The 21,479-nt window shown below is 72.5% G+C and carries 21 protein-coding genes and 1 pseudogene; 16 read left to right on the forward strand and 6 right to left on the reverse strand.

Annotated elements, in window-relative coordinates:
- Positions 1-12 precede the first annotated feature (12 nt).
- From AB0F62_RS19480 to AB0F62_RS19520, 9 genes are all read left to right on the forward strand, one after another.
- Positions 13-504 carry a hypothetical protein gene (locus AB0F62_RS19480; protein ID WP_361800083.1) on the forward strand — a complete coding sequence of 164 codons (492 nt, stop codon included), beginning with the start codon at positions 13-15 and terminating at the stop codon, positions 502-504.
- The gene (locus AB0F62_RS19485) at positions 501-1,205 is read left to right on the forward strand and encodes an HlyD family secretion protein (protein ID WP_361800086.1); all 705 of its coding nucleotides are present in this window, start codon (positions 501-503) and stop codon (positions 1,203-1,205) included. Before AB0F62_RS19480 ends, AB0F62_RS19485 begins: the two co-directional genes overlap by 4 nt.
- A complete protein-coding gene (locus AB0F62_RS19490) occupies positions 1,202-1,903 on the forward strand; it encodes an ABC transporter ATP-binding protein (RefSeq protein ID WP_361800089.1) in 702 nt (233 codons plus the stop codon). Before AB0F62_RS19485 ends, AB0F62_RS19490 begins: the two co-directional genes overlap by 4 nt.
- Positions 1,900-3,090 (forward strand): ABC transporter permease, encoded by a 1,191-nt coding sequence (locus AB0F62_RS19495; RefSeq protein ID WP_361800092.1) that lies wholly within the window; start codon positions 1,900-1,902, stop codon positions 3,088-3,090. The genes AB0F62_RS19490 and AB0F62_RS19495 overlap by 4 nt, the downstream gene beginning before the upstream one ends.
- Positions 3,091-3,107: 17 nt before the next feature.
- Positions 3,108-3,509, forward strand: a complete 402-nt coding sequence (locus AB0F62_RS19500) for a hypothetical protein (protein WP_361800095.1) — start codon at positions 3,108-3,110, stop codon at positions 3,507-3,509.
- Positions 3,510-3,749: 240 nt separating this feature from the next.
- Entirely contained in the window at positions 3,750-4,988 is a 1,239-nt protein-coding gene (locus AB0F62_RS19505; protein ID WP_361800221.1) for a ubiquitin-like domain-containing protein, read from the forward strand.
- Positions 4,989-5,060: 72 nt separating this feature from the next.
- Positions 5,061-5,954, forward strand: a complete 894-nt coding sequence (rsmA, locus tag AB0F62_RS19510; protein ID WP_361800098.1) for a 16S rRNA (adenine(1518)-N(6)/adenine(1519)-N(6))-dimethyltransferase RsmA — start codon at positions 5,061-5,063, stop codon at positions 5,952-5,954.
- Positions 5,955-6,053: 99 nt separating this feature from the next.
- Complete coding sequence (locus tag AB0F62_RS19515; RefSeq protein ID WP_361800101.1) at positions 6,054-6,962, forward strand: 4-(cytidine 5'-diphospho)-2-C-methyl-D-erythritol kinase; 909 nt, start codon at positions 6,054-6,056, stop codon at positions 6,960-6,962.
- Positions 6,963-7,044: 82 nt separating this feature from the next.
- On the forward strand, positions 7,045-8,346 hold the full coding sequence (locus tag AB0F62_RS19520) for an acyltransferase (RefSeq protein WP_361800104.1): 1,302 nt from the start codon (positions 7,045-7,047) through the stop codon (positions 8,344-8,346).
- An 8-nt stretch (positions 8,347-8,354) separates the two neighbouring features.
- Here the strand turns inward: AB0F62_RS19520 and AB0F62_RS19525 are convergent, their stop codons facing one another.
- Entirely contained in the window at positions 8,355-8,606 is a 252-nt protein-coding gene (locus AB0F62_RS19525; protein WP_361800107.1) for a type II toxin-antitoxin system RelE/ParE family toxin, read from the reverse strand.
- Entirely contained in the window at positions 8,603-8,878 is a 276-nt protein-coding gene (locus AB0F62_RS19530) for a type II toxin-antitoxin system Phd/YefM family antitoxin (protein WP_361800110.1), read from the reverse strand. Before AB0F62_RS19530 ends, AB0F62_RS19525 begins: the two co-directional genes overlap by 4 nt.
- Positions 8,879-9,034: 156 nt before the next feature.
- Here AB0F62_RS19530 and AB0F62_RS19535 point away from each other — a divergent pair, with 156 nt between their 5' ends.
- The 3 genes from AB0F62_RS19535 (at position 9,035) to AB0F62_RS19545 (ending at position 13,515) form a co-directional block, all read left to right on the forward strand.
- Entirely contained in the window at positions 9,035-10,825 is a 1,791-nt protein-coding gene (locus tag AB0F62_RS19535; RefSeq protein WP_361800113.1) for an ABC-F family ATP-binding cassette domain-containing protein, read from the forward strand.
- A 107-nt stretch (positions 10,826-10,932) separates the two neighbouring features.
- Complete coding sequence (locus AB0F62_RS19540) at positions 10,933-12,510, forward strand: PQQ-binding-like beta-propeller repeat protein (protein WP_361800116.1); 1,578 nt, start codon at positions 10,933-10,935, stop codon at positions 12,508-12,510.
- 273 nt (positions 12,511-12,783) lie between these two features.
- The gene (locus AB0F62_RS19545) at positions 12,784-13,515 is read left to right on the forward strand and encodes a LuxR C-terminal-related transcriptional regulator (protein WP_361800119.1); all 732 of its coding nucleotides are present in this window, start codon (positions 12,784-12,786) and stop codon (positions 13,513-13,515) included.
- On the opposite strand, the gene AB0F62_RS19550 is transcribed toward AB0F62_RS19545, so the two are convergent.
- Both AB0F62_RS19550 and AB0F62_RS19555 read right to left on the reverse strand, forming a co-directional pair.
- Entirely contained in the window at positions 13,439-13,771 is a 333-nt protein-coding gene (locus tag AB0F62_RS19550) for a hypothetical protein (protein WP_361800122.1), read from the reverse strand. The two genes, AB0F62_RS19545 and AB0F62_RS19550, sit on opposite strands and share 77 nt — an antisense overlap.
- An 11-nt stretch (positions 13,772-13,782) precedes the next feature.
- The gene (locus AB0F62_RS19555; RefSeq protein ID WP_361800124.1) at positions 13,783-15,453 is read right to left on the reverse strand and encodes a sodium:solute symporter family protein; all 1,671 of its coding nucleotides are present in this window, start codon (positions 15,451-15,453) and stop codon (positions 13,783-13,785) included.
- A gap of 103 nt (positions 15,454-15,556) precedes the next feature.
- Here AB0F62_RS19555 and galT point away from each other — a divergent pair, with 103 nt between their 5' ends.
- The 3 genes from galT to galK all read left to right on the forward strand — a co-directional run bounded on the left by galT (position 15,557) and on the right by galK (position 18,861).
- On the forward strand, positions 15,557-16,630 hold the full coding sequence (galT, locus tag AB0F62_RS19560; RefSeq protein WP_361800127.1) for a galactose-1-phosphate uridylyltransferase: 1,074 nt from the start codon (positions 15,557-15,559) through the stop codon (positions 16,628-16,630).
- 99 nt (positions 16,631-16,729) lie between these two features.
- Complete coding sequence (gene galE / locus AB0F62_RS19565) at positions 16,730-17,719, forward strand: UDP-glucose 4-epimerase GalE (RefSeq protein ID WP_361800130.1); 990 nt, start codon at positions 16,730-16,732, stop codon at positions 17,717-17,719.
- A complete protein-coding gene (gene galK, locus AB0F62_RS19570; RefSeq protein WP_361800133.1) occupies positions 17,716-18,861 on the forward strand; it encodes a galactokinase in 1,146 nt (381 codons plus the stop codon). The genes galE and galK overlap by 4 nt, the downstream gene beginning before the upstream one ends.
- Before the next feature lie 766 nt (positions 18,862-19,627).
- Here galK and AB0F62_RS19575 read toward each other — a convergent pair.
- Positions 19,628-20,077, reverse strand: a complete 450-nt coding sequence (locus tag AB0F62_RS19575) for a GNAT family N-acetyltransferase (RefSeq protein ID WP_361800136.1) — start codon at positions 20,075-20,077, stop codon at positions 19,628-19,630.
- A gap of 259 nt (positions 20,078-20,336) precedes the next feature.
- Here AB0F62_RS19575 and AB0F62_RS19580 point away from each other — a divergent pair, with 259 nt between their 5' ends.
- Positions 20,337-21,134 carry a response regulator transcription factor gene (locus AB0F62_RS19580; RefSeq protein ID WP_361800139.1) on the forward strand — a complete coding sequence of 266 codons (798 nt, stop codon included), beginning with the start codon at positions 20,337-20,339 and terminating at the stop codon, positions 21,132-21,134.
- Between the two features lie 75 nt (positions 21,135-21,209).
- On the opposite strand, the pseudogene AB0F62_RS19585 reads toward AB0F62_RS19580, so the two are convergent.
- Positions 21,210-21,479 (reverse strand): annotated as a pseudogene (locus tag AB0F62_RS19585) (hypothetical protein); the annotation flags it as partial.

Genomic DNA, 21,479 nt, shown 5'->3' on the forward strand with positions numbered 1-21,479 from the left:
AAGGGGAAGGCATTGAAAGCGCGTCGATTCATCGTCGCCGCGATGCTCCTGCCGGCCGTGTCCGTGTCCCTCGCCGCCTGCGCGACCGAGGGCTCCGGAGGCGAGGGCTGGCAGAGCAAGCGGGACGTGACCTCTCGGGTGGCGAAGCTGCGCGAGCAGACGGACCTGCCGCCCGGCGGGGTCTGGAGCGCCGAGGTCTCGGGTTCGGACAAGGACCGCTACCAGGTCGGGTCCGCGGACGCGATCGTCCTCGACGAGGCCCAGTGCGAGTGGTACGCGTACTGGCTCGACCGGGAGGAGGCCTCGGACACCCGGGGCGCCGCGTCGGCGCGGAGGCACTTCGCCGACCTGCACCGGATGCCGGCGTTCAAGGCGAACGACGACTCCTACCGCCAGGTCGTCCAGGCCGTCGAGGACGCCGCGGAGCTGGGCGATCCGAGCGGCATCCAGCAGTTCGTCCGCGACAACTGCGGCGACATGCAGAAGGGCAGCGACTACCGGTGAGGTTCCGACGTTCCGGTGTCGGCTCCGCCGCCCTGGCCGCGCTGTTCGGAGTGATCGGCGGTGCCGGCTCATGGGCCGTGCTCGACACCGCGGGGCACGGCGGCGCCCGGGTCCCGGTCCAGGAGCAGCGGGCGGACACGGTCGAGCCGGGGGTGGTCACGGCCCGCGCCGTCGACATCAGCAGTGTCATCAGCATGGAGGGGCGCGTGGCCAGGGGGCCCGGCGGCTTCGTCGCCACGGCGACCGTGGCGCCGGCACACCTCTACCGGTTCATCGACGCCCCGCGCACCGCGCAGGTCAAGATCGTGGACGGCCCGGAACCGTTCACATGCCGCGGCGTCCGCGTCGGCGCCGATCCGGCGGACCCGTCGGGGGACGTCCTGCTGACCTGCTCGATCCCCGGTTCCGTGAAGGTGTTCGCGGGACTTCCGGTCAAGGTCGCGGTGCGGACCGGGCACGCCCGGAACGCCGTCGCCGTACCGGTGAGCGCGCTGTCCGGGACCGAGGGCACGGTGCATGTCACCGTGGTCGACGGCCGGGGCGGGACCACGCGCAGGGCGGTCGAGGTGGGCGTGGTCAACGGGGTGCTCGCACAGATCACCCACGGGCTCGAGGCGGGCGAGAAGGTCCAGGACCCCTCCGCGGACGCGTTCGCGGACGGGTCGGCGGGCCTCGACCCCGTCACGGAGGCCGCGCCATGACGCTGTCGCTGCGGGATGTCACCAAGACCATCCCCCTCGGCGGCGGGCGGCACGCCGATTTGATCAGAAACCTGGACTTCGACCTGGCGCCCGGCGAGTCCGTCTCCGTCGTCGGCCGTTCGGGAAGCGGCAAGAGCAGCCTCCTGAACATCCTCGGCCTGCTCGACCGCCCCACGGGCGGGCGGGTGGAACTGGACGGCGAGAGCCTGCTGGGCCTCCCGGACCGGAGGCTCTCCACCATCCGGGGCCGGCACATCTCGTTCATCTTCCAGCAGTTCCACCTCCTGCCCCGGCGGCCGGCCCTGGAGAACGTGTGGACGCCGCTGGCCCACATCCGCGACCGCGCGATGTGGCGCAGGCGGCGGGAGCTGGCCGCCGAGGCCCTGGGGCGGGTCGGACCGTCGGGGAAGGAGGACGCCGTGCCCGAGACGCTGTCCGGCGGGGAGCAGCAGCGCGTGGCCATCGCGCGCGCCCTCGTCCACCGTCCGCGGTACGTGCTCGCCGACGAGCCCACGGGCGCCCTCGATGGCGAGACCGCGCAGAGTGTCATGGACTTGCTCCTGGACGCGGCGCGGTCCCAACGCGCCGGCCTGGTCCTGGTGACCCACGACACGCAGCACTCGACGGCCACCGACCGCGGGTTCAGGCTCCACGAGGGGGCGCTGGTGCCGCTCACGGGGACGGGGAGCGCCCGGTGAACAGTGCGATACCGCTGCTCTCCGCCGCCTGGCGGGAGCTGCGCGTCCACCGTGCCCGTTCGCTGCTGGCCGGCCTCAGCGTCGTGATCGGCGTTGCCGCGCTGGTCGCGGTCGTGGCCATGGGCGATCTGGGGCGGGCCGCCGTCCAGGAGCAGGTGGAGCGCACCGTCGGGCGCCCGGCCACCCTCTCGGTCGACCTGACGGGGGACGGGGAGCAGACCGCCTCCCGGTCGGCGCTGGACGCGAACGCCGCGTGGATCCGCGGGCTCGGCGTGCACGCGATGTCGCGCGTGGAGTCCCGGCAGGTCCGGCTCGACGCCGTGGGATCCTCCGCCGACCCGCTGAACACGACGGTCATGGGTGTCGATCCGGGCTACGGCCTGGTCAAGCGGATGGACCTGCTCGCCGGGCAGTGGCTGCCCGGCGGGCGGGACGCGTCCTGGGCGCCCCCGCTCTACCTCAACGCCGAGGCCGCGGCCCACTTCGGCGGAAGCGGCCGCGCGCTGGGCGCCCGCCTGTCGCTCGCCGCGGACCTCCCCACCCAGGGGGTCGTCCTGGGCGTGGTCGACGACTCCCGGAGCGAACCCGTCGCCTACACCGACATCCGGTCGCTGCGGAAGTGGTACTCGCAGACCACGTCCCCGGAGTCCGCCGAGATCCTCATGACGGTGGAGCCCTCGGAGGCGGAGGGGACGACGACCCTGGTGCTCCACCGGCTGGGCGCCGTCGGACTCACCGGGCACGAACGCGTCCGGCGGGTGGACGACTTCGCCGCGTACGAACGCATCCTGCGGATCCTGCAAGCCGTGCTCGGGGCCATCGCCGGCATCTCGCTGCTGACCGGCGGCATCGGGCTGATGAACCTGACGCTCTCGCAGATCCAGGCGCGGGTGCACGAGTTCGGGGTGCGGCGTGCCTTCGGCGCCTCGCAGTCGCACATCTTCGCCGTCATCCTGTGGGAGTCCGTCATCCTGACGGCGGTCTCCTCCCTGCTCGGCACGGCGATCTCCGCCGCCGGGTTCAACGCGGCGCTCCTCATGGTGCCGACCTTCTCCGGGGGCCTTCGCTTCCCCCTGGCGGCCGCACTCATCGGCAGCGGCGCCGCCATCGCCATCGGGATCGCGTCATCCCTCGTTCCGGCCCTGCGCGCGGCGCGGCTGGACATCATCCGCGCCATTCGCGCCTGACATCAGAAGAGACGGAAATGAAGCAGAACATCATCGGCAGGTTGACCGCGGGCGCCGTCTGCGCCCTCAGCGCGGTGGTCCTCACCGCCTCACCGGCGTCGGCGGCCCTGACCGTCGAGCGCTTCTCCGGCCAGCTCTACGACAACGAGTGGTCGCACTACAGCAACAAGCGCTGCGCGACGGACCCGGTCAAGTTCTTCCTCGACAAGTGGCCGGACGGCGACGGCACGCGGCACATCGCCTCAGCCAACCAGGGCGGCGGCGGAACGAAGCGCGGGGAGAAGTACGTCCAGGGCAACGACCGGGCCAAGAAGTCCATGGGCTTCTCGTCGGGCTGCTTCTACTGGAACACCCGCCAGTACGAGGGCGTGTTCGAGGTGGACGACGACGACAACTTCATGGGCCAGATCGAGTACTGACCACCGGGCCGCACGCGTCGCGCGGTCGGCCTAACGCCGGGTGTCCGATTCCGGACGCCCGGCGGGCCGCGGCGGCGGCGCCGCGGACGGCGGAGAGCGGGCTGACCACGGCCGCGAGGGCCACCGCGACCCTCCGCGTGACGACACGACGTGACCGAGTGGCTTGGGAGAGTGACGAATCCTCCGCTATGGTCCCGGTTCGGTCCGATCGGACCGGGCCGGAGGTACGCCGTGAGCAACATGAGCAACGCGGGCACGACGCAGGCCGGAACACGGTCGTACGCGGACGGCCCGTACCGCGGGACGCCGGGCCGCGGCCCGGCCACCGAGGACGTCGAACCGCGTCCCGGGCGGGCGGCCGCCCGACGCAGGCGCGCCGCGCGGCGCCCCGACGCCCTGGGCAAACTGCTGCCCCGGGCCCTGGTCGTCGCCTGCCTGGCGGGCGGCAGCACCGCCTACCTGGCGGGCGGCAAGGCCGTGCAGCTCAGCGTCGACGGCGAGTCGCGCACTCTGCACACCTTCGCGGGGGACGTCGACGAACTGCTCCAGCGCCAGGGCATCCAGGTCGGCGACCACGACATCGTCGCCCCCGGCCCCGACGCCGCGCTGCAGGACGGGGACACCGTCGCCGTCCGCTTCGGCCGCCCGATCGCCCTCACCCTCGACGGGCGGCCCCGGCGCATCTGGACCACGGCGGGCACCGTCGACGGCGCCCTGCGCCAGCTCGGCGTCCGCGCCGACGGCGCCTACCTGTCCGCCTCCCGCGGTGAGGCGATCGGCCGCCGCGGGCTGGAGCTGGACGTCCGCACCGAACGCCAGGTCACCTTCCTGGTCGACGGCCGCGAACGGCCGGTCCGCACCAACGCCGCCACCGTCGGAGAGGCCCTGCGCGACGCCGGCATCGCGCTGCACGGCCTGGACGCCACCTCCGTCGACCCCGACAGCTTCCCGCGCGACGGCCAGACGATCTCCGTGATGCGGATCCGGGGCCACGACGAGGTCCACGAGGAGCCGGTGCCCTTCCCGGTCGAGCGGACGGACGACCCCTCGCTCTTCGAGGGCACGACCGCGGTCGACAGCAAGGGCAGGAACGGCCTGCGCCGCGTCACGTACGCGTACCGCACGGTCGACGGCATCCGGAAGAAGCCGCGCCGCGTCGCCGAGAAGCTGCTGCGCGAACCCGTGCGGCAGGTCGAGCGCGTCGGCACCAAGCCGCTCCCCAACAGCGTCAAGGGGGCCGACCACCTCAACTGGAAGGCCCTCGCCCAGTGCGAGGCCGGCGGCCGGCCGAACGCCGTGGACGCCTCCGGCACCTATGGCGGCCTCTACCAGTTCGACCGGCGCACCTGGCGCAACCTGGGCGGTCACGGCCGCCCCCAGGACGCCTCCGCCAAGGAGCAGACGTTCCGCGCCAAGCGCCTGTACATCCAGCGCGGCGCCAGCCCCTGGCCGGTCTGCGGCCGCAAGCTCTACTCCTAGGCCAGGCCAGGCCGGGCCGGGCCAGGACTGGTTCCGGCCGGGGCCCGGCCCGGGCCCCGATACCCTGGAGCGGTGAGCACCACCGACCACTCCGGTCCCGCCGACGACGCCCTGCTCGGCCCCGCCGACATCCGTGAGCTGGCCGCCACGCTGGGCGTCCGCCCCACCAAGCAGCGCGGCCAGAACTTCGTCATCGACGCCAACACCGTGCGGCGCATCGTGCGCACCGCCGACGTCCGCCCCGACGACGTGGTCGTCGAGGTCGGGCCGGGGCTCGGCTCCCTCACCCTGGCGCTGCTGGAGGTGGCGAAGCACGTCACCGCCGTCGAGATCGACGACGTCCTCGCCGCGGCGCTGCCCTCGACCGTCGCCGCCCGCCTGCCCGGCCGGGCGGACCGCTTCGCGCTCGTGCACTCCGACGCGCTGCGCGTCGAGGAGCTGCCCGGGCCGCCGCCCACGGCGCTGGTGGCCAACCTGCCGTACAACGTGGCCGTCCCGGTGCTGCTGCACATGCTCGCGACCTTCCCGAGCATCGAGCGCACCCTGGTCATGGTGCAGTCCGAGGTGGCCGACCGGCTGGCCGCCGGGCCCGGCTCCAAGGTGTACGGGGTGCCGTCGGTGAAGGCCGCCTGGTACGCCGAGGTGAAGCGGGCCGGGGCGATCGGCCGCAACGTCTTCTGGCCCGCGCCGAACGTGGACTCCGGGCTCGTCTCGCTGGTCCGCCGCAAGGAGCCGCTGGTCACCACCGCCACCCGCGAGCAGGTCTTCGCGGTCGTGGACGCCGCCTTCGCGCAGCGCCGCAAGACGCTGCGGGCCGCGCTGGCCGGGTGGGCGGGTTCGGCCGCCGCGGCCGAGGAGGCACTGGTCGCCGCGGGGGTGTCGCCGCAGGCACGCGGGGAGTCGTTGACCGTGGAGGAGTTCGCGGCGATCGCCGAGCACGGCGGGGCCGGCGCCCCCCGGCGGTAGCGCAGGGCACAATGGGGGCGCCGCCGTGCCCCGCGTACCGAAGGCCCCGCACCGAAGGCCCCGCATCGAGTGCCCCACGCATCGAGGAGACCCGCGCAAGTGACCCGCCGTCCCGCGTCCGTGACCGTCCGCGTCCCCGCCAAGGTCAACGTCCAGCTCGCGGTGGGCGGGCCGCGCCCCGACGGCTTCCACGACCTGGCGAACGTCTTCCTCGCCGTCGGCCTGTACGACGAGGTCACCGTCGCGCCCGCCGAAGAGCTGCGGATCACGGTCGCCGGACCGGACGCCGACCAGGTCCCGGCGGACGCGAGCAACCTCGCCGCCCGCGCCGCGATCGCGCTCGCCACGCGGCACGGCCTGGAACCGCACGTCCACATCCACATCGCCAAGGACATCCCGGTCGCGGGCGGCATGGCCGGCGGCAGCGCCGACGCGGCGGGCGCCCTGGTCGCCTGCGACGCGCTGTGGGGCACCGGCGCGAGCCGCGAGGAACTGCTCGCGATCTGCGCCGAGCTCGGCAGCGACGTCCCCTTCAGCCTGGTGGGCGGCGCCGCCCTCGGCCGGGGCCGCGGTGAACTGCTGGAGCCGCTGGAGACCGGCGGCACCTTCCACTGGGTCTTCGCCGTCGCCGACGGCGGTCTGTCCACGCCCGAGGTCTACCGCGAGTGCGACCGGCTGCGCGGCGACGCGGAGGTGCCGGAGCCGGAGGCTTCCGCCGACCTGCTCGAAGCGCTGCGGGCCGGTGACGCCGTCGCCCTCGCCGGCGCCCTGGCGAACGATCTGCAGCCCGCCGCGCTCTCCCTGCGTCCCTCGCTGGCCGCGACCCTCGCCGCGGGTACCGAGGCCGGCGCCCTGGCCGCCCTGGTCTCCGGCTCCGGGCCCACCACCGCCTTCCTCGCCAAGGACGCCGAGTCCGCGCACGCCGTCGCCGGCGCCCTCGCCGCCTCCGACACCTGCCGCGCGGTCCGGGTCACCACCGGCCCCGCGCAGGGCGCGACCCTGGTCTGAGTACCCGTACTCACCCTCTTCCGGGGCGAGTTGAGTAGGGCGGGCCTGACGCGGGGGGACCCTGGCGCGGCATCGTTCCGGCATGGGGATGACAGCCGGAGAGATGGCCGCGGCCACGCCCGCGGGGCGGGACCGATACGTCGACTTCCTGCGGGTGGCGTCACTGGCCACGGTCGTGCTGGGGCACTGGCTGATGGCGGCGGTGACCACCGGGGCCGGCGGGGGCGTCGAGATCGGCAACCTGCTGGCGGTGCGCCCGGCGCTGCAACCGCTGACCTGGGTGCTGCAGATCATGCCGGTGTTCTTCTTCGTCGGCGGCTTCTCGCACGCCCTCTCCTACCGCTCCGTCGCGCGCTCCGGAGGCGGCTACGCGGCCTTCCTGCGGGCCCGGCTGCGCCGGTTGCTGCGGCCCACGATGCTGTTCGTCGCGGTGTGGGGCGCGGGCGCCCTGCTGCTTCCGGTGCCGGACGTGGCGGCGCGCCTGGTGGCGCAGCCGCTGTGGTTCATCGGGATCTACCTCGGCATGGTGGCCTTCACCCCGCCGCTGCTGCGGCTGCACGAGAGGTACGGCTGGGGCGCCTTCGCCGCGCTGTCGGCCGGCGCGGTCGTGGTGGACGTGCTGCGCTTCGCCCTCGACGTGCCCTACGTGCCGTTCCTGAACTTCGCCTTCGTCTGGCTCGCGGTGCACCAGCTGGGCTTCCTGCGCGCGGACGGCCGGCTCCGCCTCCCCGCGGCGATGGCCGGCGGCGGGCTGGCCGGGGCGGTCGCACTGGTGGCGCTCGGGCCGTACCCGCTGTCCATGGTGGGCATGCCCGGCGAGCGGATCTCGAACATGGCCCCGCCCACGCTCGCCCTGCTCTGCCACGGGGTGTGGCTGGTCGGCGCGGTCGAACTGCTGCGCCGTCCCGCCGCACGCCTGCTGGAGCGCCCGCGCGTGTGGCGCGGGGTGGTCGCCGCGAACGGCATCGCGATGACGGCCTTTCTCTGGCACCTCACGGCCATGCTCGCCGTGTACGGCGCGCTGATCTCCCTGGGCGGCACGCTGCCCGCCCCGGCCACCGCCGCCTGGTGGGCCCAGGTGCCGCTGCGCGTGGCCGCCGCGGCGGCCCTCACCGCCGCCCTCGTGGCCGTCTTCCGCCGTGCGGAACGCCCCCCTGCCCCGCGCCCCGCCCAGGCGCCGGGCCGACTCTCCGGCCCCGGTGCCGCGCTCGGCGTCGCCCTGGCCCTCCTCGGCGTCCTCGGCCTGTCCGCCGTCGGCTTCGGCGGCCTGCTCGACGGCCACTCGGCCACCCTGATCGCCTTCCGCGTCACGGCCCCGGCCGCCGTCCTCATGGCCGCCGCCGGCTGGGCCCTGGTCGAACGGGCGGGCCGCGTCAGGGCCTGAGGCGGGGGTCAGCCCACCCTGCCGACCTTGAGGACGAGGACGGTGACCGTCTCGGTGTCAGGCCGGTACAGAACACGCCAGTCGCCCACGGACAGCCGCCAGTACCCCGAACCCCCCAGGGCGCGCGCTGTCGAGGGACGCGGTTCCCCGGCCAGGTCCCGGACGGCAGCCGCACACGCCTTCGCACCCACCGGATCGAGGAGGCGCAGGCGGCGGAATTCGTCCATGGCCTGGGGCTGCCAGACGACGGTGTGTGTCACGAGGCCTCGGCCTGACGATCTTCGTCCTCCAACCGGGCCATGAACTCGTCATGCGTCATCGCGCGGCCGGCGGGCGCCGATTCGCGGGCCGCCGCCTCGGCCGCGTCCGCCGCATCGCGCAGACGCTGCAGTTCCTCGAGTTCGCTTATCGGGATGAGCGCGGCGGCGGGTTTGCCGTACTCGCTGATCAGGATGTGTTCGTGCCCGTGCCGGACTCGGCCGACGAGCTGCCCGAGCTGGTTGCGCGCTTCCACGAGCGGATACGTATCCATGAGGGAAATGTACAGACCTGCGGGTGTGTACGGTCGGCGATTCACCGGAGACGGGCGGGCCCACCCGCACGGGTGCCCGGGAGCGGCCGCCGTACCCGGGGGGTGAGGGGGCCGCACTACCCTGGGAGGTCGTTCTTTCGTAGTGACAGGAGTCCCATGGCCGTCAACCTGGTCAACGTCGAGTCCGTCAGCAAGGTGTACGGCACACGCACCCTGCTGGACGGGATCTCGCTCGGCGTATCGGAGGGCGACCGCATCGGCGTCGTCGGCCGCAACGGCGACGGGAAGACGACCCTGATCCGGATGCTCGCCAAGCTGGAGGGGCCGGACACCGGGCGGGTGACGCACACCTCCGGCCTGCGGCTGGGCGTGCTGACCCAGCACGACAGCCTCGACCCGGAGGCCACCGTCCGGCACGAGGTGGTCGGCGACCGTCCGGACCACGACTGGGCCGGGGACGCGAAGATCCGGGACGTGCTCACCGGGCTCTTCGGCGGGCTGGACCTGCCCGGCTTCCCGCAGGGGCTCGACACGGTGATCGGCCCGCTGTCCGGCGGTGAGCGCCGCCGGATCGCGCTGGCCAAGCTGCTCATCGCCGAGCAGGACCTGATCGTGCTCGACGAGCCCACCAACCACCTCGACGTCGAGGGCATCTCCTGGCTCGCCGGCCATCTGCGGGCGCGCCGCTCGGCACTGGTGTGCGTGACCCACGACCGCTGGTTCCTGGACCAGGTCTGCACCCGCATGTGGGACGTGCAGCGAGGCGACGTCCACGAGTACGAGGGCGGCTACAGCGACTACGTCTTCGCCCGGGCCGAGCGCGAGCGGATCGCGGCGACCGAGGAGGTCAAGCGGCAGAACCTGATGCGCAAGGAGCTGGCCTGGCTGCGCCGCGGCGCCCCCGCCCGCACCAGCAAGCCGCGCTTCCGCATCGAGGCGGCCAACGAGCTGATCGCCGACGTGCCGCCGCCGCGCGACAACGCCGAGCTGATGAAGTTCGCGACGACCCGGCTGGGCAAGACGGTCTTCGACCTGGAGAACGTGACCGTGCAGGCCGGGCCGAAGGTGCTGCTGAAGCACCTGACCTGGCAGCTGGGCCCCGGCGACCGGGTGGGCCTGGTCGGCGTCAACGGCGCGGGCAAGACCTCGCTGCTGCGGGCGCTCGCGGAGGCCGCCGTGAGCGACGGCGAGAAGCAGCCCGTGGCCGGCAAGGTGGCGGTCGGCAAGACCGTGCGGCTGGCCTACCTGTCGCAGGAGGTCGCCGAACTGGACCCGTCGATCCGGGTGCTGCAGGCGGTGGAGTCGGTGCGCGGCCGCGTCGACCTCGGCAAGGGCCGGGAGATGACGGCGGGTCAGCTCTGCGAGAAGTTCGGCTTCACCAACGAGAAGCAGTGGACCCCGGTCGGCGACCTGTCCGGCGGCGAGCGGCGCCGGCTCCAGCTGCTGCGGCTGCTGATGGACGAGCCCAATGTGCTCTTCCTCGACGAGCCCACCAACGACCTGGACATCGAGACCCTGACCCAGCTGGAGGACCTGCTCGACGGCTGGCCGGGTTCGATGGTGGTCATCTCCCACGACCGCTACTTCCTGGAGCGGACCACCGACCGCACCTTCGCCCTGCTCGGCGACGCGACGCTGCGGATGCTGCCGCGCGGTATCGACGAGTACCTGGAGCGGCGCCGCGCGGTCGTGGAGGCCGCCGCCCCGGCACCCGCCCCCGCCAAGCCCAAGGGCGGCGGTGACAGTCGCGCGGCCAAGAAGGAACTGCAGCGCGTCGAACGGCAGTTGGACAAGATCAGCGAGAGGGAGTCGAAGCTGCACACCGCCATCGCCGAGAACGCCACCGACTTCGAGAAGGTGGCCGAACTCGACCTGGAGCTGCGCTCGCTGGCGGCCGAACGCGAGGAGCTGGAGATGCGCTGGCTGGAGCTGGCAGACGAGGTGTAGCAGTGCCGTAACGGTCCTTCGGCGCGGGGGCGGAACCGTGTGTCACCGGTGATACAAAGAGGGTCACCGTCCGCCCCCGCACACCTGTGCCCGAAAGGTGACCGCAGATGTCGCAGCCGCCGCCTCCCCCCGGCGACCAGCCCGGATTCGGGCCGCAGCCGCCTCAGTACGGTTACCCGCCGCAGCAGCCCAACCCCTATACCCAGCCGCCGGCCCCCTCCCAGGGGCTGCAGCCGCCGCCCCCGCCGCCCGGCCCGTACGGTCCCAATCCGTACGCCCAGCCGCCGGGACAGCCCCTCCCCGGGTACGGCCGGCAGCCGTACCCGCAGTACGCGCCGTACCCGCAGCCGCCGAAGCGCGGCAACGGCAAGGTGATCGGGATCGTGGCGGCCGCGATCGCGGCGGTCCTGGTCGTCGGCGCGGGGGTGTTCCTGGTCACCACGGGCGGTGACAAGGAGCCCGCCGGCACCCCGGCGAAGGGCGGCGGCAGCCGGCCCGCCGGCGACGGCCCGCTGAAGGCCCGGGCGTTGTGGGACAAGCGGGCGGTGCGGCCGTCGGCGTCCGAGATCACCGCCCCGGTGGCGGAGGCCTGGTTCACCGGCAACGCCGTCGTGAAGACGATGCCGGACGCGCTGCGTTCCTTCGACATCGACAGTGGCAAGGAGAATTGGTCGATCCCGCTGGACGGGGAGTCCTGCCCGGGCCCGGAGTCGGCGGTCGACGACCGCCTGGTGCTGCAGTACGGCAGGGACTGCGACAGCGTGATGGCCGTCGACATCGCCCGCGGCAAGAAGCTGTGGGCGAAGAAGCTGCCCAGTCCCAACGGCCGCACCTCGCACAGCTACTCGCAGATCGCGCTCACCGGCGACACGGCGGCGGTCTCCTGGATCGGCGGTTCGGTCGCGTACCGGATCGGCACCGGGGCGGTGCTGTGGACGCCCAAGGCCGGTTCCAAGTGCACCGACAAGGGCTACCACGGCGGCACCGCGCTGATCGCGGTGGTCGAGTGCGGCGGCTTCGGCGGTGACCAGTACGTCCAGGGGCTGAGCGCGGGCGGCGCCAAGAAGTGGTCCTGGCAGGTGCCGAACGGCAGTGAGGTCCACAGCGTCATCTCCTCGGACCCCGTGGTCGTGGGCCTTTCGGCGGGCAGCCTGTCGATGACCGACATCGTGTACCTGGAGGGCGGCAAGATGAAGAGCCGCATCTCGCTGGGCGCGGGCGGCGCGGAGGCCACCTACCGGCTCCACTGCGAGGACAACCGGTGCACCAACCTCGCCGTCGACGGCACGACCGCCTACCTGCCGACCAGGACCCACACGGGCAGCGGGACGTCGTACACCCAGACGAACGAGATCGCCGCGATCGACCTCACCACCGGCAAGCCCAAGTGGCTGGCCAGGCCGGACCAGGAGCGCGAGGTCAAGATCGTCGGCATGAGCGGCGGGAAGGTCGTCGCGTACCAGAAGAACGCCTACGACAAGCCGGGCCGGCTGCTGCGGCTCGATCCCGCGACCCGGAAGTTCACCCCGTACATGGAACTCCCGGAGAGCGGCAAGGATCTGGAGAACGAGTTCCTCGACAGCGGCTCGGGCTGGTGGCTGTACAAGGACCACTTCTTCCTGACCTCCGACCACATCTCCGCCTCCTCCAAGCTGACGGACAAGTCGATCGCCGCCTTCGGGTGACGGCCCCGAGGGGTCCCGCGCACGGATCCCTCAAACAAGCACACCCGGTCGCAAGTCGGCCATGTTTGGAGATAATGCGGATTTAGGGAGGCTTCTGCCGAGTAGGGGGCGCGCGGCGTCGAACAAGCGTGTACCTTCCCGGGCATGGCCCGGGCCCGCCGTGGGGGCACTGGCGGTATGCCGGACGGGCCTCGCCACGGCATGTGAAGGGGGACCGGCTTGGACTCGGTGGGCAGGTCGGCACCAGTCCATGGGGGGATGAGGGGGACGCCCATGGGCGTAAGGCTCGTCGTCGTCGACGACCATCGTCTGCTGGCCGAGGCGCTCGCCTCGGCGCTGAAGCTGCGCGGGCACCGGGTGCTCGCGGCGGCCGCGCCCGCGTCCGGGGCGGCGGATCTCGTACTGAGCAGGTCGCCGGAGGTGTGCCTGATCGGTACGGCGGCACCGGCCGAGCCGGGCGCCTTCGACGCGGTCGTCCGGATCAAGCGGGAGCGGCCGGGGGTGGCGGTGCTGGTCCTGGGGCCGGTGCCCAATCCGCGGGGCATCGCCGCCGCGTTCGCCGCCGGGGCCTCCGGGTACGTCCGGCACGACGAGCGGATCGAGGGCGTCGAACGGGCGATGGCCAAGGCCCGCGCGGGGGAGGTGGCCGTGGCGCCCGCGCTGTTGCAGGGCGCTTTCGCCGAGCTCCTCAATCCGGTGACGGAGCCGGACGACGAGGGCACCAGGCTGCTCCAGATGCTCACCCCGCGCGAGGTCGAGGTGCTGGTGCGGGTCGCGGAGGGCGAGGACACCCGGCTGATCGCGGCGGGCATGCGGATCGCGCCGAGCACCGCCCGTACGCACGTGCAGCGGGTGCTGATGAAGCTGGGGGTGGGCTCCCGGCTGGAGGCCGCCGCGCTGGCGGCCCGCACGGGTCTGCTGGACCGGGTCAGTCCCCACCTCCCGGGCGGTGCGATCCCGGCTCAGGCGTCTTCTCCGGAGAGGGCGGGGGAGGCGGCGGACTGAGCCTCATCCACAGCAGGAAGAGCAGTCCGAGCACCAGCATGCCGATCCCGGCCCAGAGGTTGATGTTGATGCCCTGGGCTTTGGCGATGTCCGCGTCGGAGGCGGTGATCCCGGCGATGGTGACGATCACCCCGTAGACCACGAACAGGCCCCCGATGACGCGGCGCACGTCGAAGAGGCGTGCCGCCGAGGCCGACTTGTGCTCCAGTTCCTCGATCTGGTGCTGGAACTCGGACTCGTTGCCGTACTCGCTCACGACGCGTCACCTCACAGGGAGAAGGGGATGTAGCAGAGCACGGCGAGGACGATCGCGCCCCAGCCGAGCAGCGCGGGCCTGCGGTACCAGGCGTCGTCGCCCTTGGCGGGCGGCTCGGCCATGCCGGGGGAGGTGGTCCCGTAGACGAGTCCGGCCAGCGCCTCGAGGGGCTTGGGCTTGGTGAACCACGAGACGAGGACCATCACCACGCCGCCGACGACGAAGGCGGCGATGGCGGAGACGAAGTTGGCGCCCTGGTCGCTGGGGATGGAGATCAGGCCGCCCTTGTAGAACCAGAAGTAGTTGATCATCGCGGCGACCGTGCCGCTCAGCAGTCCCCAGAAGCCGGCCGCGGCGGTCGACCGCTTCCAGAACATGCCGAGGATGAAGACGCAGAACAGCGGCACGTTGAAGAACGAGAACAGCGTCTGCAGGTAGTTCATGATGTTGCTGAAGGACGACGCGATGAAGGCCGTGCCCATGCCGATCAGCACGCCGATCGCGGTCACCACGCGCCCGGTGGTGATGTAGTGGGCGTCGGGGCGGTCGCGCCGGACGTAGGCGCCCCAGATGTCGTAGGTGAAGACGGTGTTGAAGGACGAGACGTTGGCCGCCATGCCGGCCATGAAGGCGGCCAGCAGGCCGGTGACGGCGATGCCGAGGACGCCGTTGGGCAGCAGGTCGCGCATGAGCACCGGGATCGCGTCGTTGTACTGGAGCCCGCTGCCCGGCTTGCCCAGGCCCGGCTCCATGACGAGGGCGATCAGTCCGGGAAGCACCACGATCAGCGGGATGAAGATCTTGGGGTACGCGGCAATGAGCGGGGTGCGCTGGGCGGCCGACAGGTTCTTCGCCGACAGGGCGCGCTGCACCTCGGCGAAGTTGGTCGTCCAGTAGCCGAAGCTGAGGACGAAGCCGAGTCCCAGCACGATGGTCAGCCAGTTCGCCCCCAGCGGGTTCGGTGAGCCGATGCCGGTGCCGTCCCAGGCGGTGAGGAACGCGGCGCCGCGGGAGTCGGTGAGCGAGTCCATCAGCCCGGACCAGCCGCCGACCCGCTTCAGGCCGACGATGGTGAGCGGGATCAGCGCCGCGAGGATCACGAAGAACTGCAGCACCTCGTTGTAGATCGCCGAGGACAGGCCGCCGAGGGTGATGTAGAAGAGCACGAAGAAGCCCGAGACGACGATCGCCACCCACTGCGGCCAGCCGATCAGCGCCTCCAGCACGATCGCCATCGCGTAGAGGTTGACGCCCGCGATGAGCAGTGCCGACACCGCGAAGATGATCGAGCTGAGCAGATGCGAGGCGGGACCGAAGCGGTGCAGCAGGAACTCCGGCACGGAGCGGACCTTGGAGCCGTAGTAGAACGGCATCATCACCAGGCCGAGGAAGACCATGGCCGGAATGGCGCCGATCCAGTACCAGTGCACCGTGTACACGCCGTACTGTGCGCCGTTGGCGGCCATCCCCAGGATCTCGGTGGCACCCAGGTTGGCGGCGATGAACGCCAGGCCGGTGACCCAGGCGGGCAGTGACCGGCCGGACAGGAAGAAGTCGAGGCTGGTCCGGACGGCGCGGCGCGCAGCGAAGCCGATGCCGAGGACGACGACGAAGTAGATCGCGAGGATCGAGTAGTCGAGCGCGTTGGTCGGGAGCCGTAGCCCTTCTGCCAGGTTTTGCATGGTTTGATCACTCCCCGCAACGGAGTCCTCGTTGACGTTGCTGTTGCGTTGTGGTTCATTGTGTTTGGTTCTGTTTGTTGGTGTGGTGTGAGGAGCCCGCAGGGTGAAGAAGACATCGACCCGGCTCGCCGACGGGCGTGAGCTGATCTACTACGACCTGCGCGACGACGAGCTCCGCGACGCGGTCGACCGGCGCCCGCTGGACCCGATGGCCACCGCCTCGGAGATCCGCCACGACCCGCTGCTCGGTGACTTCGTCGCCATCGCCTCCCACCGCCAGACCCGCACCTACCACCCGCCCGCGGACGAGTGCCCGCTCTGCCCGTCCCGGGACGGGCGGTTGAGTGAGATCCCGGACGACCACTACGACGTGGCCGTGTTCGAGAACCGCTTTCCCTCGCTCACCGGGAAACACGGCCGCTGCGAGGTCGTCTGCTTCACCGACCGGCACGACAGGTCGTTCGCCGACCTCACCCCCGAGCAGGCGCGACTGGTCCTCGACGCCTGGACCGACCGCACGGCGGAACTGTCCCGGCTGCCCGGCGTCGAGCAGGTCTACTGCTTCGAGAACCGCGGCGCGGAGATCGGCGTCACCCTCGGCCACCCGCACGGCCAGATATACGGTTACCCGCACGCCACCCCGCGCACCGAGCTGATGCTCCGTTCCCTGGAGCGGCACCGCGAGGCCACCGGCGGCCGCAACCTCTTCGACGACCTCGTGGCGCGCGAGCGCGAGGACGGCAGCCGTATCGTCCTGGAGGGCGAGCACTGGACGGCCTTCGTGCCGTACTCCGCACACTGGCCGTACGAGGTGCACCTCTACCCGCGGCACAGGGTGCCGGACCTGACGGCCCTGGACGAGGCCGCCCGCGCCGAGTTCCCGGAGCTGTACCTGGAGCTGCTGCGCCGCTTCGACCGGCTCTTCGGCCCCGAGGGCCCGTACCGGCCCGGGGCCGCGGCGGAGCCGCCGACCCCCTACATCTCCGGCTGGCACCAGGCGCCGTTCTCCAGCCCGCTGCGCGCGGAGTTCGCGCTCCACCTGGAGCTGTTCACGATCCGCCGCACCAAGGGGAAGCTCAAGTACCTCGCGGGCTCGGAGTCCGGCATGAGCGTCTTCATCAACGACGTGCCGCCGGAGACCGCCGCGAGCCGCCTGAGGGAGGTCGCCTCCCCGTGAGCGGTGCCCCGTCATCGCCGCGGTGTCCCTCTTCGGGCGAGTGTTCACCCGGCGCCGCTACCGTAACCCCGAGTCGAACCCGAGAAAGGCTGTGACCGCGTGAGCGACCCCCGCACGAAGAAGGTTCTGGTCACCGGAGGCGCCGGTTACGTCGGCAGCGTCGTGGCGGCCCATCTGCTGGAGGCGGGGCACCGGGTCACCGTGCTGGACGACCTGTCCACCGGCTTCCGGGCGGGCGTCCCCGAGGGCGCCGAGTTCGTCGAGGGCCGCGTCCAGGACGCGGCGAAGGTGCTCGACGCCACCTACGACGCCGTGCTGCACTTCGCCGCCAGCTCGCAGGTCGGCGAATCCGTCGTCCACCCCGAGAAGTACTGGCGCAACAACGTCGCGGGCACGCTCGACCTGCTCACGGCCATGCGTGACGCCGGGGTGCGGAGGCTGGTCTTCTCCTCCACCGCCGCCACGTACGGCGAGCCGAAGTCCGTCCCGATCACCGAGGACGACCCGACGCTGCCGACCAACCCGTACGGCGCCTCCAAGCTCGCCGTCGACCACATGATCACCAGCGAGGCCGTCGCCCACGGCCTGGCCGCGGTCTCCCTGCGCTACTTCAACGTCGCCGGCGCCTACGGGGCGTTCGGCGAGCGCCACGACCCCGAGTCGCACCTCATCCCGCTGGTGCTGCAGGTGGCCCAGGGCCGCCGGGAGGCCATCTCGGTCTTCGGCGACGACTACCCGACCCCCGACGGCACCTGCGTCCGCGACTACATCCACGTCGCCGACCTCGCCGAGGCGCATCTGCTCGCCGTCGACGCGCCGGCCCCCGGCGAACACCTGATCTGCAACCTCGGCAACGGCAACGGCTTCTCCGTCCGCGAGGTCATCGAGACCGTCCGCCGGGTCACCGGGCACCCCATCCCCGAGGTCGTGGCCCCGCGCCGGGGCGGTGACCCCGCCGTCCTGGTCGCCTCCGCCGAGCGGGCGAAGGAGCGGCTCGGCTGGCGGCCGTCGCGGACCGACCTGGCCGAGATCGTCCGCGACGCGTGGACCTTCGTGCAGAACCTGCAGAACCGGGAGGACGGCAAGTGACCGAGGACGGATTCCGCGCGACGTACGGCACCGGCCCCGAGGGCGTCTGGGCCGCCCCCGGCCGGGTGAACCTGATCGGCGAGCACACCGACTACAACGACGGCTTCGTGATGCCGTTCGCGCTGCCGCACACCACCGTCGCCGCCGTCGCCCGCCGCGCCGACGGCCGGCTGCGGCTGCACACGGCCTCGCCGGACGTGCCGGCCGGCGTCGTCGAACTGCACGTCGACGAGCTCGAACCCGGCGGCGGTGCCGGCTGGGCCGACTACCCGGCCGGCGTCATCTGGGCGCTGCGCGACGCCGGCCACGAGATCACCGGTGCCGACATCCACTTCGAGAGCACCGTCCCGACCGGCGCAGGGCTGTCCTCCTCGGCCGCCCTGGAGGTCGTCACCGCGGTCGCGCTGAACGAGCTCTACGGCCTTGGCCTGGAGCGGTGGCGGATCGCCCGGCTCTGCCAGCGCGCCGAGAACGTCTACGTGGGCGCGCCCACCGGGATCATGGACCAGACCGCCTCGGCGTGCTGCACCGAGGGTCACGCCCTCTGGCTGGACACCCGCGACCTGTCGCAGCGCCAGATCCCCTTCGACCTGGCGTCCCAGGGCCTGCGACTGCTGGTCGTCGACACCCGGGTCACCCACGCCCACAGCGAGGGGGAGTACGGCAAGCGGCGGGCGGGCTGCGAGGAGGCGGCGGCGCTGCTCGGCGTGGACGCCCTGCGGGACGTCCCGTACGAGGGGCTGGACGAGGCCCTCGCGCGTCTCGAGGACCCCGAACTGCGGCCGCTGGTACGGCACGTCGTCACCGAGGACCGGCGGGTCGAGCGGGTCGTCGAACTCCTGGGGGCGGGCGACGCCCGCGCCATCGGGCCGGTGCTGACCGAGGGCCATGCCTCCCTGCGGGACGACTTCCGGGTCTCCTGCCCGGAACTCGACCTGGTGGTCTCGGCCGGAGTCGAGGCGGGCGCCCTGGGCGCGCGGATGACCGGCGGGGGCTTCGGCGGTTCGGCGATCGTGCTGGTGGAGGAGGCGGCGGCGGACAAGACGGCCGACGCGATCATCAGCGCCTTCGCCACGGCGGGCCACCGCGAGCCGCGGGTCTTCACGGCGGTGCCGTCCGCGGGGGCGGGCCGGCTGGTGTAGGCGCACCGCTGGGCGGGCGTGGGGGTGGGGTGGGGTGCCGCCGATGTTCGGCTGTCGCGCCGTCTCGCTCCCTTCGGTCGCAAGGCGGCGGGCTGCGGACGGGGAGGGTGGGGGCGGGCCTTCGTCGCGGTGTGCGGGCCGGTGGTCGGCTGGGGTTCAGGCTCCGGAGCGGGCTCTCTCTCCGGTGGCGCGGGTCTCGTATCCGTCCGCGGGTAGAGATGGCCGGTGGCCACGCCCACCGTTCGTGGGCGGCGCGCCCGCCGTGACCTGCGTCTGCGGGTGATTCCCCGACAGGCGCGCGGGCTCGGCAAATGGTCTGCCGAGATCGGGCTCTGTTTCGCCGACATAGTCGGCGAAAGCGGGCCCGATCTTCCCTGGCTCAAAGATCGGGCTCTGTTCCGCCGAACTTATCGGCGAAAGCGAGCCCGATCTCCCGCCAACCGCTCGGCAGCACCTCGAAGCAGGCGCAGACGCCGGTTACGGCGGGCGCGCCCACCACCTGCAGTAGGCGTGGAAGCGGCCATCTCTACCCGCGGACGGCAACGAGACCCCCGCCACCGGAAAGGCACCCCGCTCCGGCGCCTGAACACCCGCCACGCACCCACCGGCCCACCGCCGACCCGCCCCGGACCGGCACCCTCCCGTCCGCAGCCCGCCGCTGTGCGACCGAAGGGAGCGAGACGAACCCGCACCCTCCCACCGTGCGTCATCTGGACCCCAGAAGGGCATCCAGGCCCTCGGGGGCCATGCTCGACGCGGTGGGGGTTCAACCCCCGCCGGTGAGCCGCTTGGTCAGCAGGAAATCCGTGACTCCTGGCGGGTAGTCGGGCACCGCGGCCACGACCGTGTACCCCAGGCCCTCGTAGAAGCTCGGCGCCTGGAAGTCCCAGGTGCCGACACGGGCGTGGAGGCAGCCGTGGTCACGCCCGACGGCCTCGGCCAGGCGCACCAGTTCGCCGCCCACTCCCTTGCCGCGGGCGGACTCCGCGACCCAGAGCAGGTCGATGTGGAGCCAGCGCGCCCAGGTGTGCCCCGCGAGACCGCCGGCCAGGTTCCCTTCCTCGTCCAGGGCGTGGACGTCGACGGGGAGCTCCCGTTCCGCGTCCGTGCCGCGCATCGACGCGAGCACCGGTGACACCGCCGTGTTGGAAGCCCGCAACCGCTGCCGAAGCTCCGCGCGCCGTTCGTCGTCCACCGCTGTGGAAAACCGCACCATGGGCCTCAGCTTGGCACGTCCCCGGGGAAGTCCGTCCCGCAAGTTTTTCCATTCGGGCGCCTTTGTCTGCTCCTGCCCCTACGCTTTTTGGCAGCGCCGGTGGGGGCCGGCGGCATCAGGGGGCGAGACACAAGGGTTCGGCACCTGGTGGGGGACGGCTGCTAGCCCGGCGGCATGCGGCGTCCGCTCCAGGTGCCGGCCCTCCGTGCGCATCGACCTCGTCCGTGGGGGGAAGTGCCGAATGCCGGGAGTGGGGCCCGTGGGACGAATTCGCGTTCTCGTCGTCGACGACCACCGCATCTTCGCCGAGTCGCTCGCAGCCGCTCTCGCGGCGGAGCCCGATGTCGACGTGTCGGCCGCCGGCAGCGGGGCGGCCGCCCAGCGCTGCCTGGAACGGGCGGTGGCCGACGGCCGGCGCTACGACGTACTGCTGGTGGATGCCGACCTGGGAGCGGTGTCCGCCGTCGGGGTCCGCGTGATGGGCGCGCCCAAGGTCGCGCCGCTGAGCACGGTGGATCCCGGTGCCCAGGCCGGGCTCGACGGCATCGCCTTGGTGGAACGCGTCCGGGCCGAACACCCCGCCACCCGGACGGTCGTGCTCGCCGAGCGGGACGACGCGCGCCGCGCCGCCCGGGCGCTGCAGGCGGGCGCCTCCGGCTGGGTCGCCAAGGACTGCTCGCTGTCCCGCCTGCTGGCGGTGATGCGCGGCGTCCTGCGGGACGAGACGCATCTGCCGCCCGCTCTGCTCACCGGGGTGCTGCGGGAGTTGACCGCCGCGCGCCGGCACCGGACGGAGAGCGAGCGGCTGGTGGAGTCGCTCACCCCGCGCGAGCAGGAGGTGCTGCGCTGCATGGTGGCCGGCCTCGGCCGGAAGGCGGTCGCCGAGCGGTTGTATCTGTCGCCGCACACGGTCCGTACCCATATGCAGAACGTGCTGGGCAAACTGGGCGTGCACTCGACGCTGGCGGCCGTGGCGCTGGCCCGGCGGGCCGGGGTGCCTCCGGCGGACGGCGAGGGCGGCCGGGTCGGTTCGGCGGCGCCGGTCCAGCACGCCTGACGGCACGTCGCGCGGCGGATCGCCCTCCCCGTCACCGGGGAGAGCGACCCGCCGGGTCACCGCGGAAACCCGCGGTTATTCACCGCCGACGCCGGTGACCGGCGCCGAGCGGCTGGTGTCACGGTCGTTACCCCGGTCGTCCTGACCGTTGTTCTGACCGTGGTCGTTGAGGCCGGCGAAGGGGTCGCGGCCATTGTCGGCACGGTTGTTGTCCGTGCGGTTGTTGTCGGTACGGCCGTTGTCGGCGTGGTTGTTGTCCGTGCGGTTGTTGTCGGTACGGCCGTTGTCGGCGTGGTTGTTGTCCGTGCGGTTGTTGTCCGTGCGGCCGTTGTCGGCGTGGTTGTT

The sequence above is a fragment of the Streptomyces sp. NPDC026673 genome, from assembly GCF_040638135.1.
Taxonomy (GTDB): Bacteria; Actinomycetota; Actinomycetes; order Streptomycetales; family Streptomycetaceae; genus Actinacidiphila.